The following is a 13,866-nucleotide window of genomic DNA, read 5'->3' on the forward strand; positions in this document are numbered from 1 at the left end:
ACCACGACTCAACCTGCTCAACCGTCAACCCATAGGCACACAGTCAAGACAACGAACACCTACACCCACAGTCACGCCCAGATGCGGTTGCAGTATTAAGCAGTCTCCCGACGATTGACTGGTCTCATCGAAGGCAGTCGACCTGGGCAGCGTGACCAGCGCGGACTGGTTTGACTGAGACGACAACCTCCAGGTCGCCCGCCCTGCCTCCGCTGGTTGACGTGGGGGCGACTTGGTCCGTCGAAACGAGCTGGCGTCCGACTGCCTTCGATGAGAGCGGTCAGCGATCACCGGGCCGGGGCCCTGCGGCTCGCACCGCACCGTGATGAGCACGTGGTGTGTGCCGGTGGAGACATGGTCCTGGGCGCCGGTGAGATCGGTTTCCGAGAGGGGTCCGGGCGGTGGGCGGTCGACGAGGTCGGTAACCAGTCGACCGACTACTGCCCGGACGTCAGCTCGCGGCCGGCCGTCGCCGACGCCCTGGACCGGGCCGGGGTCGTTCGTCCGTCCGGCTTCACGTACGAGGTGGTGTTCCGCCGCTGCCCGTCCTGCCGGCAGCTCGACATCGTCCGCGAGGAGGACTTCGTCCGTGTCTTCTGCGACGAGGCCCTGCCGCAGGGGTGGAACGCCGACCGGCCCGGACCCTAGACGAAGCGGCGCGTGAACGCGGTGCGGGAAGGGGGCGCGGTGCGGGAAGGGGACGCGAGGGCCGGGGGTGGTGAGGTACCGTCAGTCATTTTCCTGGTCGGGCGCGGGCTCGGTGAGTCCCTTGCGGCAGTGGCCGTGGCCGGGGTGCTTGTGGCAGTAGGAGTCCTTCTTCTCTCCCACGGTGATGGTGGCCTTGGCGGGTCCGCTGACGATCGGGTTCCCGTGCGGGTCGGTGGCCGCCGCGAACGCCACGTTGGTGATGTCGCAGCCCTTCTCGCCGCCGCCGCGGTTGTGGGCCGTCTTGCAGGCTTCGATGTCGGCCAGGGTGATCGTGTAGGTGCCGTGGCAGGTGGTGCCGGCCCCGGGTGTCAGCGTGGTCGCGGCGCAGCTGACGTCGGCGATGCGGTCGTCGTCGACCAGCACGCCGTGCAGGTCGGTGCTGCCGGTGTTGGTGACCGTGTAGGAGTACTCCACCGTGTCTCCGACGGCGAAGGGGCCGCGCGAGAGGACCCGCTTCTTCAGGGTGAGGTGCGGCGCCCCGATCGGCAGCGTCAGCTGGGTTTGCGGGGACGTGACCGGCTGATCGTTCGCCGTACCGGTACCGGTGGCGGTGGCGGTGGCGGTGTTGGTGACGGAGCCGGCCGTGGCGTCGTTCTCGGTGATCGTGTACGTGCCGTGGCAGGTGGTGCGGTCGCCCGGGCTCTCCGCCGGGGCGAGCGTGGTCGAGGGGCAGGTGATGTCGGTGACGTGGTCGTCGGTCACGTGGAGGCCGGTCAGTTCGGTGCCCCCGGTGTTCTGGACGGTGTAGCGGAAGGTGACCGTCTGCCCGGCCGTGTAGGGGCCGGGCGTCTGCGCCTGCTTCTCGATGGCGAGGCCGGGCGGCCGTTCGATCGGCACGCTCTGCGAGGACGGCGGCGAGGAGACCGGCTGGCCGCCCGAGGTGCCGGTCGCGGTGGCCGTGTTGTCGATGGAACCGTGGGTCACGTCGGCGGTGGTGACGGTGTAGGTGGCGGTGCAGGTGACCGTATGGCCGCTCGCGAGCGTCGTCGTGGGACACGAGACCGGGCCGACCTTCGGGTCGTTGACGGCGAGGCCGGTGATGTCCGTGGCACCGGAGTTGGTGACCACGAAGTCGTACGGCACCCGTGTCCCGGCCACCAGGTCACCGGGCAGCGGCTGCCGGACCTGCTTGACGAGGTTCAACTGCGGCAGCGGCTGGTTGCTGCTCACCACCACGTTGCGGATGAGGTGCACGTCGGTGAACAGGCCGGTGGAGGCCGCGAACCCGAACTTGTAGGTGGCGGGCACCGGTTGCGGAGCGGGCGTGCTGAGCACCTGGTGGGAGCCGGTGCCGTCGTTGAAGTCGACCGATACGGTGAGCACCGGGGCGGGCGTCGGGGTGAGCTCGACATGGACCCGGCGGCGCGAGGGTTCGAGCGCGGTCTCGGCCTGGGCGGGGGTGGCCCCCGGGGGCAGCGCGGTGAGCGGCCCTTGCAGGGTGCCCGGGAGCGTCGACGGCCAGGGTGCGGTGGTGCTGAAGTTGCTGGTGGTGGCGGTCAGGAAGCAGTAGCCCTCGATCCCGTCGCCCGGGCCGCGCACCGTGACCATGTTGGCCCCGGGACCGGGGACGCGGAACGCCGTCCCGGCGGGCGAGCGGGTGGGGCAGCCGTTGCCGCGGTGCTCCCAGTCGCCGAAGTAGTTCCCGAGGACATCGAGCCCCACGCCCAGGTAGCCGCGGTCGACACCGGGCAGGAAGGTGGCGGTGGGGTCGTCGTCGGGAAGCTTCTGCGCGTACCCGAGGCTGCCGCCGAAGGCGCCGGGGTGGGCCAGCGCGCCGTCGCCGTTCACCAGGAAGAACGAGATGCCGTCAGCGGGGTTGGCCGGGGTCGTGCTCCCGTACTGCCACTGGTCGAAGGTGACATCGAGGCCCTGGTTGGCGGGCAGCGCGTTGTTGTAGAGGACCGCGCCGGCCTGGTCGTTGGACGCGTCCGTCAGCCGCAGATAGCCGTGCGGCGCGCCGTCGGGGGGCGGCACCGGGCCCACGCCGCCCGGGCAGCCGCCCAGCGGATGGTCCCCGGGGCCGGGCGCGGCGGCAGCCGGCGCGCCGGTGAGACAGGCCGACCCCACGCCGGTGAACTCCGGGGCGGTGGCCTGGGTGAACGTCTCGCTGACCAGGGGCGAGCCGCCGGCCCGTGGCTGCGCCTGGGTGCCGGTGTCCAGGCACAGGGGCATTGCGGCGCCGACCATCAGGGCCAGGGCCCCTGCGGCGAGCCGGGCCGTCCGGACGCGCCGCGGGCGCTGCCCAGGAGGCGCCGAGTGCTGTTCATGTGTCATGTACCCACGTATAGCAGTCACTCTGAGTATTCAGAGTGAAGACAGGCTGTTATGAAATTGCCCTTCGGTGACTCCGCTGATTGCCGCGGGGGCGCTCGCGCGGGCGACAGGGCCCGATCCGGCCGCGCGGGGACTTGAAGCATCAGCGGTGCATTCCTCACTGCCATGAGGAGACCCGGGCCAGGACGGAGACATCCCAGGCTTCGAGAGTGTCCTCGAACCGGTGGTCTCGGCGGGCGCTTTGGTGGTGTGCACGATCCGGTCGCAGACTCGGCAGACGGCGGAACCGCTCTGCTGCCACCAGCGGCAGGTGGAGCGGACGGCGCACGGGGGAAGCGGAGCGTCCGGGTCGTCCGCGCCCACCTCGTACGCGGCATGGGCCACCGCGTCGCCGAGCGAGCAGCGGGACCCTTCCCACTGGCCGCACGCCGCTTCGACGCAGGGCCCGGCGAAGCGGAACCGTGCCTCGGGCGGGCGCAGACCGGGGGCGGAGGCCCGGGCCGTGAACTCGGCGTCCACCGTCAGCGGCGGGCGCAGTGCGGCGACGGTGCCGTCCTGCCGGACGATGCCGAGCAGTAGGTGGCCCGGGGCGCACAGGCTGCTCGGGCAGGTCGCCCCGGCTCGGGCCGGGCCGGCCTCGGTCTCGGTCACTACTACTCCTGCTCCATCTGCAACCCGATCGGCCCCGGCCGCTTCAGCAGCGCGTCCACCGCGTCGCCGGCAGAACCGGCCCCGCCGAGCGGCACCTCGCGCAGCGGCGGCGCGAGGTCGAGCTCGGCGACCTGGTCGAGGACGAGCCTTCGCACCGTGTCCCCGATCCGCTGCAGCACGTCCCCCTCCAGGTCGCCCTGGACGGTGACGCTGAATCCTCTTCCGGTCATGGACCTTCCTTTCCTCGGGGCAGTCGGCCGGGCCGACCGGGCCACTGACGGCGCCGGTCACCGAAGACGCTGCCAGGGGGACCCCGGGGCGGGCGAGCGCTGCTGGCCGGTTGGAGTGAGGCGGCGCGCAGCGGGCCCGCCGCCTGGTCGTTTCGGGCGTACGTCGGCGCGCAGCCCCTCGAAGGTCTGTGCACGATTGACCGGGGTCCGGAAGCCGCGCGACGTCGACCGAGGTGCTCCACCGGCCTGGACCCCTCCACCAGCGCACCGACGGGAGCACAGCATGACCGGGACCCCCGAGCCCTTCGACGACACCGCGGGGCTGCCGCCCCTGCCCGGCTGCGCCGAGGACGCGGCCGGCGCACTGAAGCAGATGTTCGTGGACCTGACCCAGGGCGTGCGGATGGCCCGCGGCCAGGATCCCGTCAAGCGGCCGGTGTTCCTCAAGCCGCACGGCGTGGCCCGTGGCACGCTCACCGTCGCCGACGACCTGCCGTCGGACCTGCGTGTCGGGTTCCTGGAGAGCGCCCGCACCCAGGCCGGCGGCCTGCCCGCCTGGGTGCGGTTCTCCAGCGACACCGTGCCCGGCGCTCCCGACCTGAAGACCACCCTCGGCGTCGGCATCAAGCTGTTCGGCGTGCCCGGCCCGAAGCTGCTGGAGGGTTACGCCGAGGCCGGCACCCAGGACCTGCTGCTGCAGAACTTCGACGTCTTCTTCGTCGACACCGCCCAGGACATGTGCGAGTTCACCAAGGCCGGTGTCATCGACGGAAGTTACGACAAGTACCTGGAAGCCCATCCGGTCACCGCCGGGATCCTCGACGCGATGGCCACGTTCGAGCAGAGCGTGCTGACCGCCACCTACTGGGGCGTCCTGCCCTACGCCTTCGGACCGGACCGCTTCGTCAAGTACAAGCTGGTGCCCGCCGGTTGCGAGTCGGCCGACCCGGCGGCGACACCGCCCGACGAGGACCCCGCCTACCTCGGCGCCGACCTGGTCCACCGGCTCAAGGCCGGTCCGGCGGCCTTCGACCTGATGCTCCAGTTCCGCACCGACGACGAGAAGATGCCGCTGGACCAGGCGACGGTGCGGTGGGAGGAGTCCGAGAGCGCCCCGGTGAAGGTGGCCCGGCTGACCTTCCAGCAGCAGGACGTCACGGCCCGCGGCCAGGCCGCGTACGGCGAGAACCTCTCCCTCAACCCGTGGCACGCTCTCGCCGAGCACACCCCGGTGGGCAGCATCGCCGAGGTGCGCAGGACGGTGTACCTGGCCTCGGCCGAACAGCGCCGCGACGTGAACGGCGTCCCGACGGCCGAGCCCGGCCCCGCCCGCCCGCAGATCACCCCGCCTGCGGCCCACGACACCCGGATCGTCCGGGCCGCCGTGCACCCGGCCATCGGCGTGGCCCGGGTCGGCGACAGCACGATGGACGACTTCGTCCTCGGCCCCGAGGTCGACGATCCGGCCCCGCTGCCGGTCGGGAGCTACAAGGACGTCACCGGCGCCCTGAAGCGCCAGGGCGTCCGGTTCCGGGTGTACGGCTACAACGCCGCCGGCGAGCCGGTCGCCGAACTGACCGCCGACAACGCCGACCTGCACTGGACCGTACACGTCGCCAACGCGAAGGCGGCCTGGTACCAGTTCCAGATCGCCCTCGACATCCCGGAGGCGAACCAGGCCGACGACAGCAACCTGCGCAACCCCAAGATCCAGGCCGACCAGCGCACGGACCTCCTGGTCATCGACCCCGGCCCCCGTTCGGTGCGCGGCCGCAACCGCTCCGACAAACCCGAGTACCGCTTCGACACCGGCACCTTCATGGGCAAACCGGTCTACCTCGGGGAACTGCGCACCGACGACGGCGGCCGGCTGGTCTTCCTCGGCGGCCACGGCGTCTCGGCCTCCTCGACCGGTACCCCCGCCGACACCTTCGCCAACAACGACGGCTGGTACGACGACACCTCCGACGGCCCGGTCACCGCCGAGGTGAGCATCGACGGACGGCCGATCCCGGTCGAGCCGGCCTGGGTGGTGACCGCGCCCCCCAACTACGCGCCCGAACTCGCCTCGGTGCGCACGATGTACGACCTGGTGCGCGACTCCTTCTTCAGCGCCGGGCAGCTCCCCGAGCCGCCGCAGGTCTCGTTCACCCGCGACGTGCTGCCCGTGCTGCGCCGGCTGTCCGGCCTGCAGTGGGTCAACAAGGGCCTGTCCACCCAGTTCGGCTTCGGCGGGCGCGAGTACCTCCTCGACCCCGCCCGGGTCGCCGCGCTGGCCGACCCCTCGCCCGTCCAGCGGGAGCTGCGCCGGCAGATCTGGCTCTCCGTCCGCGACTACAACCGCGACGGCATGTCGCCGGTGCCCTGGCCTGCGGTCTACGGCGACGCGATGAACCTGCCGCCCCAGTCCGTGCGCCAGCACATGACGCTCTCCGCGCTGCAGTACCGCCTCCTGCAGCGGTGGGCCCGCGGGGACTTCGCCGACGACTACGACCCGACGGCCGCGCCGCCCGCCGCCCTCGACGACGTCCCGTTCGCCGAACAGCCCGGGACCCTCGACCGGGCGGCCCTGTCGTTCTGCCTCGCCGACGCCTTCCACCCCGGCTGCGAGCTGACCTGGCCGATGCGCCACATCACCCTGTACAGCAGCCCGTTCCGGGTGCGGCACCGCGACCCGCTGGCGCCCGTCCCGCCCGACTACGGCCAGACGCTGACGCCGGAGCTCGCGCTCTCCCTCGACGGCCCGCTGCACGCCCAGGGCCCGGGCGGCCTGACCCGGTGGCTGGCGGTGCCGTGGCAGACCGACACGGCGAGCTGCCGGTCGGGCTACGAGTACAGCGTCTCGCTCGGCTTCGGCCCGTACGACCCGTACCTGCCGACCTTCTGGCCGGCCCGGGTGCCCAACCACGTGCTCGCCGAGGAGGACTACGAGGTGGTGATGGACACCACCCGCCCGATCGCCGACCGCCTGGCCGCGTTCCAGAACCGGCGGACCTGGCTCCGTTGGCTGCCCCGCGACTACATGGCCGCCATCAACGCGATGGTGCAGGACTTCGGCAAGCTCGGGGTGGTCGAGCGCCGGGTCGGCCCCACCGACGACCCCCGGCTGCCGGCGGAGGTCCTGGTGGAGTCCGAGGTGAGCTTCCCGGCCGAGCCCGCCCCGCCGGCCGGGCGCAACCTGATGACCGTGCACGTGGACCGCGGCGCCGACCCGGCCCTGGGCGCGGCCGCGCTGGCCACCGCGGCCACCATGGCGGACGCCCCCGACGAGGAGGTCTCGGTCGGGTTCATCGACAAGGTCAAGCGCCTGCGGCCCAACCGGTGACCCCTCACCCGCCGGTTCGCGTGCGCCCGTCCGGTCCGGTCGACGCCGTGGTCGCGGGCGGCGGACCGGCGGGCGCCGTGGCGGCGCTCGTCCTCGCCCGGGCCGGCCACCGCGTCACGCTCCTGGACGGCGGAGGCGGCCGGCACCGGCCGGGCGCCGCGTCGCCGGCCATGTCCCCGGTCGCGTCCCCGGCCATGTCCGCCACCGCGCCCCCGGTCGCGTCCGCCGCCGTGTTCTCCGCCCGACCCGTGTTCAAGATTGGGGAGTTCCTGCCGCCCGCCGCCCGGCCGCTGCTGGGCGATCTCGGGCTGCTGGAGGCCTTCCTGGCCTCCGGTCACCCCGTCTCCACCGGCACGTACGCCGCCTGGGGATCGACCGCGCTGCACGGCCGCAGCCACCTGTTCGACCCGTACGGCCACGGCTGGCACCTCGACCGGCTCCGCTTCGACGCCTTCCTGCGGGACGCGGCCGTCGCGGCCGGTGCCGAACTGCGGCAGGCCACCGTACTGGACCGGCTCGACGACCGTCTGACCGTCCGCGAGCCGGCCACCGGCGCCGTGACGGAGCTGTCCGCCCGCTGGACGGTGGACGCGACCGGCCGACGCTGTGTCATCGGCCGCCGCAACGGCCGCCGCTGGCGGCAGGACCGGCTCGTCGCCGCGTACGTCGTGTTCCCCGACCGCCGCCCGTCGCGCCCTTCGCGCCCGGGCCAACCGTCGGACCCGGGGCAACCGTCGGACCCGGCGGACGCCGAGGCCCGCACCCTGGTGGAGGCGGCGCCGCACGGCTGGTGGTACACCACCCGGATCCCGGCCGGGCGCCTGGTCGCCCATCTGACCGACGCCGACCTCGCCACCCCGTCCCTACGCACCCCACAGGGCTTCTGGCAGGCGCTCAGTCGCACCGTCCACGTCCGGCGCCGCCTGACCGGGCACGGTCCGGCCGCGACACCCGTGCCGCGCTGGGCGCCGGCTCACGGCCTGCGGCTCACCCCGGCGGCCGGGCCCGGCTGGGTGGCGGCCGGGGACGCCGCCCTCGCCTTCGACCCGCTCTCCTCGCAGGGCATCCTCACCGCGCTGCACACCGGTGCCCGCGCCGGACGGGCCGTGGCCGACTGCCTCGCCGACGGGGGACGGACGACGGCAGCGCTCGCCGACTACACGGCGTTCCTGGACGGGATCGCGGCGGCCTACCGAAGAAATCACGGGTACGCCTATACCCAGGAGCAACGTTGGCCCCTGAGCCCCTTCTGGCGCCGCCGCCGTACAGGCGAACGGCCCCTGAGCGGCATAGCCTGAAAGGGCCGGAACGCTCGTCCAAGGAGTCAGCCATGACGACTCAGACGCTCGCCGTGCTGGACGCCACGGAGGTCACCCAAGCCATTCAGGACCTCCAGCACAGCGTCACCCTGATCGCCGGCAAGGTCACCGTGATCCGCGCCTACGTGAGCGGCGCGAGCGGCCCCGCCACCGGCGTGAACGGCACCGTGGCCCTGCTCCGGTCACCCACCGACACCCCGATCACCGTTTCCTCGGCCAATACCGTCTCCCTCGATCCGACCGCGCCCAAGGACGTACCCACCCGTCGAGCCGACGCCGGCCTGAGCCTCAACTTCGTCGTGCCGAGCGCACTGACGGCCGAAGGGGCACTCAGCGTGAGCTCGATCTCCCTGACCGACACCATGACGGGCGCCGATGTCCCGTTCAACACCCCGCCCGGCGCCACCGCCGTCTGGTTCACGCAGTCCCCGCCGCTCCGGGTCCGAGTCCTGGGGCTGCGCTACACCATGGGCAACCCGCCAGTGACCTACACCCCGCAGGACATCGACTACACCTTCCTGATCAGCTGGCTCAAGCGCGCCTACCCGGTGGCCGATGTCATCGAAGCGCCGCACACCATCATCGACGTCACCGCCACCCCGCCGTTCCAGTGCACCGACACCAACGCCCAGCTCGCCGCAATCCGCGCGCTCGACATCAGCGCCGGCGGTGACCGGCGCACCCACTACCTCGGCCAGGCGGCCGACGGCGGGTTCTTCATGCGCGGATGCGCCTCCGGGGTGCCCGCCACACCCGACCCCACTACCGTCGCCTCGGCGCCGTGCGGTGCCGCGACGTGGGGCTGGGACTTCGACGGCACGTACGCCGACTGGTACGGCGGGCACGAACTCGGCCACACCTACGGCCGCAAGCACCCCGGATTCTGCGGAGAGTCGAAGGACGACCTGCAGAACTACCCGTTCCAGAACGGACAGCTGGCCAACGACGCGAACAGCTACGCCGGCTTCGACGTGGGCGACCCCCAGCTGAACCTGCCGATGGCCGCCCGGCCGGGGGTGCCGTGGCACGACGTCATGACCTACTGCAACTCCCAGTGGCCCTGCAGCTACACCTACGAGGGCATCCGCCAGCGCCTGCTGGCCGAGGACTCCCTCGCAGCCGGCGCCCCGGCGCCGACCCCGGTGGCTCCACTACGCGAGGCCGCCCACGAACTGAGAGTCACCACACGAACCGGCGGCCGCCCCGACGACCGGTTCCCGCAACTCTCGGTGACCACCGCGGCGGCCCCGATGCCGGCGGCCGACGAAGCGGCACGGGGAGCGGGGCCCGACACCGGGCAGCTCGTCAGCGTGATCGGGACCGTCAACCTCACCCAGCGCGCCGGTGACATCCGCTTCGTCAATCCGGTGTCGGCCGCGGCCCGACAACCGGCCCAGCCGGCCCAGCCGGCCCCCGCCGGACGGGCCGGGCAGCCGGACGGCGCCGGCCCGGACGGCGAGGTGCCGGTGGTGCTGCGGATCCAGCAGGCAGGCGGTGCACCCCCGCAGGACTTCCCGGTCACGGTCAAGCTGTCGTCGGACCCGGAGCCGGGGCAGGACCGCACCGGACTGGTCGACGCGGTCCTCCCGGTGGGGGCCGATCCGGCGTCCGTCGAACTGCTCGTCGGAGGGCAGGTCGTGGACACCTTCCGCCCCGGAGCCCCGGCCCCGGCCCTGCGCGGCGCCCGTCCGACGACGGCGCAGGACGGGAACGTCGGGCTGGCCCTGGACTTCGGCCCGGCCCCGCAGGACGGTCAGACCTTCGCGACCCAGGTGAGCACGGATGGCGGACGGACCTGGCAGACCGTCGGGGTCGGCCTGAAGAACCCGACGATCACGATCGACCACAGCCAGTTCCCCCCGGGGACACAGGTTCAGGTCAGGGTCATCTCGACCAACGGCTTCACGAGCACGACATCGGACATCCAGAGCTTCCAGGTGTGAAGCCGCCCTGCCGCCGCCCGGCTGGACTGCACACACCCGGCCCGGGACCGATCCCCGCACCAGGTGGACGGCTGCGGTCTCCAGCTCCAGCACCCCTCGGGCCCGTCGGGCATCCCGACTGGCCCGAGCGGAGAGGGACCGTCACTCGTCATTGACGGCGTCGTGTCGGCGCAGCGGGGGGAGGAACAGCGAGACGGCGCCGACGGCGAGCAGGATCAGAGCCTGCGTGGAAGCGGTAACTGATGAGGCGTCGTGCAGTGGCCAGGCCCAGATGCCGGGCCTGTTGTGCACCAGGCCGAAGGAGACGCACAGGAAGGGGAACAGCGCGGTGGCCACCGTGGCGAGGCGTGCTCCCCCGAGCCACCGGATGATGAGGGCGAGGCCGAGGTAGCCGGCGAAGTCGCGGGCCAGGGCGGTGGCGGCGCTGCCCGCACCCGCCGTGGATGCCACGACGGCGGCCAGCGCGCAGACCAGGACGCAGACGGCCATGAAGGCCGCGTCCCATCCGCCCATGGCGCGGACCGCCACGCGCTCCGCAACGCCGTCGGCGCGGGCCTGGCCCTCCAGGATCAGGCAGACGGGAACCAGAGGGAGAAGTGAGGACATGGGCAGGTCGAACGTCAGCCCGCCGATCACCACCGGGATGGGAACCGTCACGGAGTCGGCGCCACTGCCCAGCAGGATGCAGGAGAGCAGGCCGATGGCGACGGCGGGGACGTACCTGATGCGCAGCCACCAGCTCATCGAGCCGCCTGGAAGGAGGGCGCGCCCGGCTGGTGGTACTGCACGGGGTCCAGAGCCGGCTTGGCGTCGCAACGGCCCAAGGTGTCCGCGTTCTTCCGGAACCACGCGAGCTGCTCGTCGTGCGGGAGCGTCATGACCTGACGGGCGATCTGCACCTCCTGTGGTCGATAACGGCCTTCGACCGACTTGGGGGTGACGCCGGCCGTGAGTTTCAGCCAGGACGACAGTGGGGCGACGGCCTCGGAGCCGGGCCAGCGGGCGAACGGCTCCTTGGCGCAGTTGGGAGCCCGGTTGGGGATGTATCCCAGCGCGACGAGTGACTGCACCTCGTCCTTGCCGGGCCGGGCGGAGAACGGTGACACTGTCGCGGACTGCGCCAGACCGACAGTATGGAGACGCTGTTGGGCCTCGACCGCCCAGTCGGTGATACGGGCGGCGTCGGCCTGCTGCTCGGGCCACAGGCACACCCGCGGTGCCGTCGCGGTGCAGGTCTGCTCGCTTTCCGGGCGTGCCTGCGCCGCACGGTAGCCGAGCGGTGCGGCGATCCACGCCCCCGCCGCCGCCGTGGCCGCCAACACCAACATGGCGGTCAGCCGGTTGTTCCCTCGCAGCCTCGTCCACATCCAGGCGGCGGCCACCATCCCGACACCTACGATGACCGGCGCGAGGACCGCCCGGGTGGCCGGCACCTGGTCCAGCGCGCAGCATTCGGTGAGGTTCCGGCCGTTGAGCTGGCGAACCCAGAAGACGTTGAGCGCCGACGGGTAGGCCATCCACAGGAAGCTGGCGACGAGGGCCAGGGGTACGGCGAGCAGCCGCGGAAGAACCTGTCCGAGAACGTAACCGACCACGGTGTGCGCGAGGACGACCAGCAGTTCCAGCAGGATGATGACAGGGGTGGACCAGCCCGGAAAGCCGCTGGCCTGCGGCACGAACAGGGCAAGGGCGGCCAGGACGGACACCGTGCCGAGTGCCAGGGTCGGGGCCAGGACGGAGAGGGCGATTGCGGCGGCGGAACGGGTGGGCGCCGCACGGAGGACCGCGGACTGGCGCACTTTGAGGCCTTCCCAGGCCCCGCAGGCCGCGACGGCGGGCGCCGTGAAGTTGAGCAGAAAACTGCTCTGGGCCGTGACGGAAGGCCAGTAGCCGTCGGTGATCCAGCCGGCCATGTTGCCGCTGTACATCGCGATCCACACGAGCAGGACGGGCATGGCCCGCAGTGCCGACGAGATCCGGATGATGCTGCGCCAGGGCACGGTCACACCTCCCCGGTGACGATGCTGGCGTAGGCGGTCTCGGCACGCCGTTCCGCGGAGGCATCGTGCGGCGCGAGCGCCAGAAAGGACCCGATGGGCCCTTGGTGGCGCACGGTTCCCCGGTCGAGGACGACGACCGAGTCGTAGATCTCGGCCAGGTCCTCGGTCTGATGAGTGGAGACGACGAAACTCGTGAGGTGGCGCAGCTCCCCGATCAGCTCCCGGAAGACTCCGCGTTGCACCGGGTCGAGTCCCGCGGTGGGCTCGTCCAGGAGCACGACCTGGGCATCGTGCACCAAGGTCTGGGCGATGCCCAGCCGCCGTAACTGACCACCGGAAAGCTCCCCACTGCGCCGATCTGCGAGCGAGGTGAGCCCGACCTTGTCGATGGCCCGCTGGGACCGCTCCCAGGCCTCACTTCGCGACATGCCCTTGAGCCAGCCCGCGTAGGCTGCCTGCTCCCGCACCCGCAGACCGGGTACCGGCCGCACTTGCTGAGGGAGCCAGCCGACCCTTCGGCGGTAGGCCTTGAGGTCCTTGGAACTGCTCGTGTCCAGCCCGTCGAGGGTGATGCGGCCGGTCTCGGGCCTGAGCGCGGAAGCGATCAGACCCAGCAGGGTCGACTTGCCGGCGCCGTTCGGGCCGAGCAGCACACTGCACCCTCTTCCCAGGCTGAGGCTGAAGGAGTCCAGAACTCGGGAGCCCTTGCGGTAGCCGAAGGAGCAGTCAGTTACTTGAACAGGCATAATCACCGATCCGCTTTGCATTTGAGCTGGTGAGAGATGTAGCGCAGTCCAGTCCAGTCGACCGGACGCGCATTCCCCGCAGACACTGTGCACTATCAGGTATACCGACGCGCATCTCCTGAGCGGTGAGCACAGCCGGGAGATATCCACGCTTAACACGCGGGCCAGGCGCGGGCCCCCGGCTTCCCGCCAGTGCGAGGAATTTGGGCCCTCTGAATGGCGCGGCGAGCCCACAGGCGCGTGCGCCGACACGACAGAGAGTGCGGCGTGCGGTGCTGGCGCGCGCCTCCACGGAGATAGCGACGGAGGCGTGCTCACATCCGTTGATCTGCATCGACTCCCTCCTGGAGAGCTATGCAACGTGGCCTGCTGCGAGAGTTCGGATCCGATCATGCCGTACGAGCGCTGCCTCCGCAGCGACTTCCAGGAACCCGACCGCACAAAAGTGCGATAAATGGGCAATCCGGGAACCAAGCGGCCATGCAGGACAACGTGCACCTTGTATCGATTTTCGGAAATTTACCATAAGTCTCTAGAATCAATTGCCTTGGTCTGAATTTTCCATGCTATTGGGTGTTGCATATTGCTCGATGAAAACCAGCCAAATGTGCGAGATTTTCAGAAACCCATTCGCTCAACACTTGTATGTGTGCATTATTAATTCCGGCAC

The 13,866-nt window shown here is 71.3% G+C and carries 10 protein-coding genes; 4 read left to right on the forward strand and 6 right to left on the reverse strand.

The annotated features are described in order from the left end of the window. The first annotated feature begins 354 nt into the window (after positions 1-354). Positions 355-648, forward strand: coding sequence for a hypothetical protein (locus tag ACFWPI_RS00005; protein ID WP_380377798.1), 294 nt, complete (start codon positions 355-357; stop codon positions 646-648). An 81-nt stretch (positions 649-729) separates the two neighbouring features. Here the strand turns inward: ACFWPI_RS00005 and ACFWPI_RS00010 are convergent, their stop codons facing one another. The 3 genes from ACFWPI_RS00010 to ACFWPI_RS00020 are packed head-to-tail and all read right to left on the reverse strand — an operon-like array spanning position 730 to position 3,863. After that, a complete protein-coding gene (locus ACFWPI_RS00010) occupies positions 730-2,982 on the reverse strand; it encodes a hypothetical protein (RefSeq protein WP_380377797.1) in 2,253 nt (750 codons plus the stop codon). Positions 2,983-3,012: 30 nt separating this feature from the next. Continuing rightward, positions 3,013-3,633, reverse strand: a complete 621-nt coding sequence (locus tag ACFWPI_RS00015; protein WP_380377796.1) for a hypothetical protein — start codon at positions 3,631-3,633, stop codon at positions 3,013-3,015. A gap of 2 nt (positions 3,634-3,635) precedes the next feature. Then, positions 3,636-3,863 (reverse strand): hypothetical protein, encoded by a 228-nt coding sequence (locus tag ACFWPI_RS00020; protein WP_380377794.1) that lies wholly within the window; start codon positions 3,861-3,863, stop codon positions 3,636-3,638. 283 nt (positions 3,864-4,146) lie between these two features. Between ACFWPI_RS00020 and ACFWPI_RS00025 the strand changes: the two genes are divergently transcribed. The 3 genes from ACFWPI_RS00025 to ACFWPI_RS00035 are packed head-to-tail and all read left to right on the forward strand — an operon-like array spanning position 4,147 to position 10,450. Further along, positions 4,147-7,188 (forward strand): LodA/GoxA family CTQ-dependent oxidase, encoded by a 3,042-nt coding sequence (locus ACFWPI_RS00025; protein ID WP_380377792.1) that lies wholly within the window; start codon positions 4,147-4,149, stop codon positions 7,186-7,188. 20 nt (positions 7,189-7,208) lie between these two features. Continuing rightward, positions 7,209-8,486 carry a tryptophan 7-halogenase gene (locus ACFWPI_RS00030; RefSeq protein WP_380377790.1) on the forward strand — a complete coding sequence of 426 codons (1,278 nt, stop codon included), beginning with the start codon at positions 7,209-7,211 and terminating at the stop codon, positions 8,484-8,486. Positions 8,487-8,518: 32 nt separating this feature from the next. Next, entirely contained in the window at positions 8,519-10,450 is a 1,932-nt protein-coding gene (locus ACFWPI_RS00035; protein WP_380377788.1) for a hypothetical protein, read from the forward strand. A gap of 141 nt (positions 10,451-10,591) precedes the next feature. Here the strand turns inward: ACFWPI_RS00035 and ACFWPI_RS00040 are convergent, their stop codons facing one another. The 3 genes from ACFWPI_RS00040 to ACFWPI_RS00050 are packed head-to-tail and all read right to left on the reverse strand — an operon-like array spanning position 10,592 to position 13,217. Further along, a complete protein-coding gene (locus ACFWPI_RS00040; RefSeq protein WP_380377787.1) occupies positions 10,592-11,194 on the reverse strand; it encodes a hypothetical protein in 603 nt (200 codons plus the stop codon). Continuing rightward, complete coding sequence (locus tag ACFWPI_RS00045) at positions 11,191-12,456, reverse strand: hypothetical protein (protein ID WP_380377785.1); 1,266 nt, start codon at positions 12,454-12,456, stop codon at positions 11,191-11,193. The genes ACFWPI_RS00040 and ACFWPI_RS00045 overlap by 4 nt, the downstream gene beginning before the upstream one ends. Next, the gene (locus ACFWPI_RS00050) at positions 12,453-13,217 is read right to left on the reverse strand and encodes an ATP-binding cassette domain-containing protein (protein ID WP_380424477.1); all 765 of its coding nucleotides are present in this window, start codon (positions 13,215-13,217) and stop codon (positions 12,453-12,455) included. Before ACFWPI_RS00050 ends, ACFWPI_RS00045 begins: the two co-directional genes overlap by 4 nt. Positions 13,218-13,866: the final 649 nt, after the last annotated feature.

The organism is Kitasatospora sp. NPDC058492, from assembly GCF_042720685.1.
Classification (GTDB): Bacteria; Actinomycetota; Actinomycetes; order Streptomycetales; family Streptomycetaceae; genus Kitasatospora.

Bases quoted from the DNA above. Each gene is read 5' to 3' on its own strand.
- ACFWPI_RS00005 (WP_380377798.1), top strand. From the start codon at position 355: ATGGTCCTGGGCGCCGGTGAGATCGGTTTCCGAGAGGGGTCCGGGCGG.
- ACFWPI_RS00010 (WP_380377797.1), bottom strand. From the start codon at position 2,982: ATGACACATGAACAGCACTCGGCGCCTCCTGGGCAGCGCCCGCGGCGC.
- ACFWPI_RS00020 (WP_380377794.1), bottom strand. From the start codon at position 3,863: ATGACCGGAAGAGGATTCAGCGTCACCGTCCAGGGCGACCTGGAGGGG.
- ACFWPI_RS00025 (WP_380377792.1), top strand. From the start codon at position 4,147: ATGACCGGGACCCCCGAGCCCTTCGACGACACCGCGGGGCTGCCGCCC.
- ACFWPI_RS00035 (WP_380377788.1), top strand. From the start codon at position 8,519: ATGACGACTCAGACGCTCGCCGTGCTGGACGCCACGGAGGTCACCCAA.
- ACFWPI_RS00040 (WP_380377787.1), bottom strand. From the start codon at position 11,194: ATGAGCTGGTGGCTGCGCATCAGGTACGTCCCCGCCGTCGCCATCGGC.
- ACFWPI_RS00050 (WP_380424477.1), bottom strand. From the start codon at position 13,217: ATGCAAAGCGGATCGGTGATTATGCCTGTTCAAGTAACTGACTGCTCC.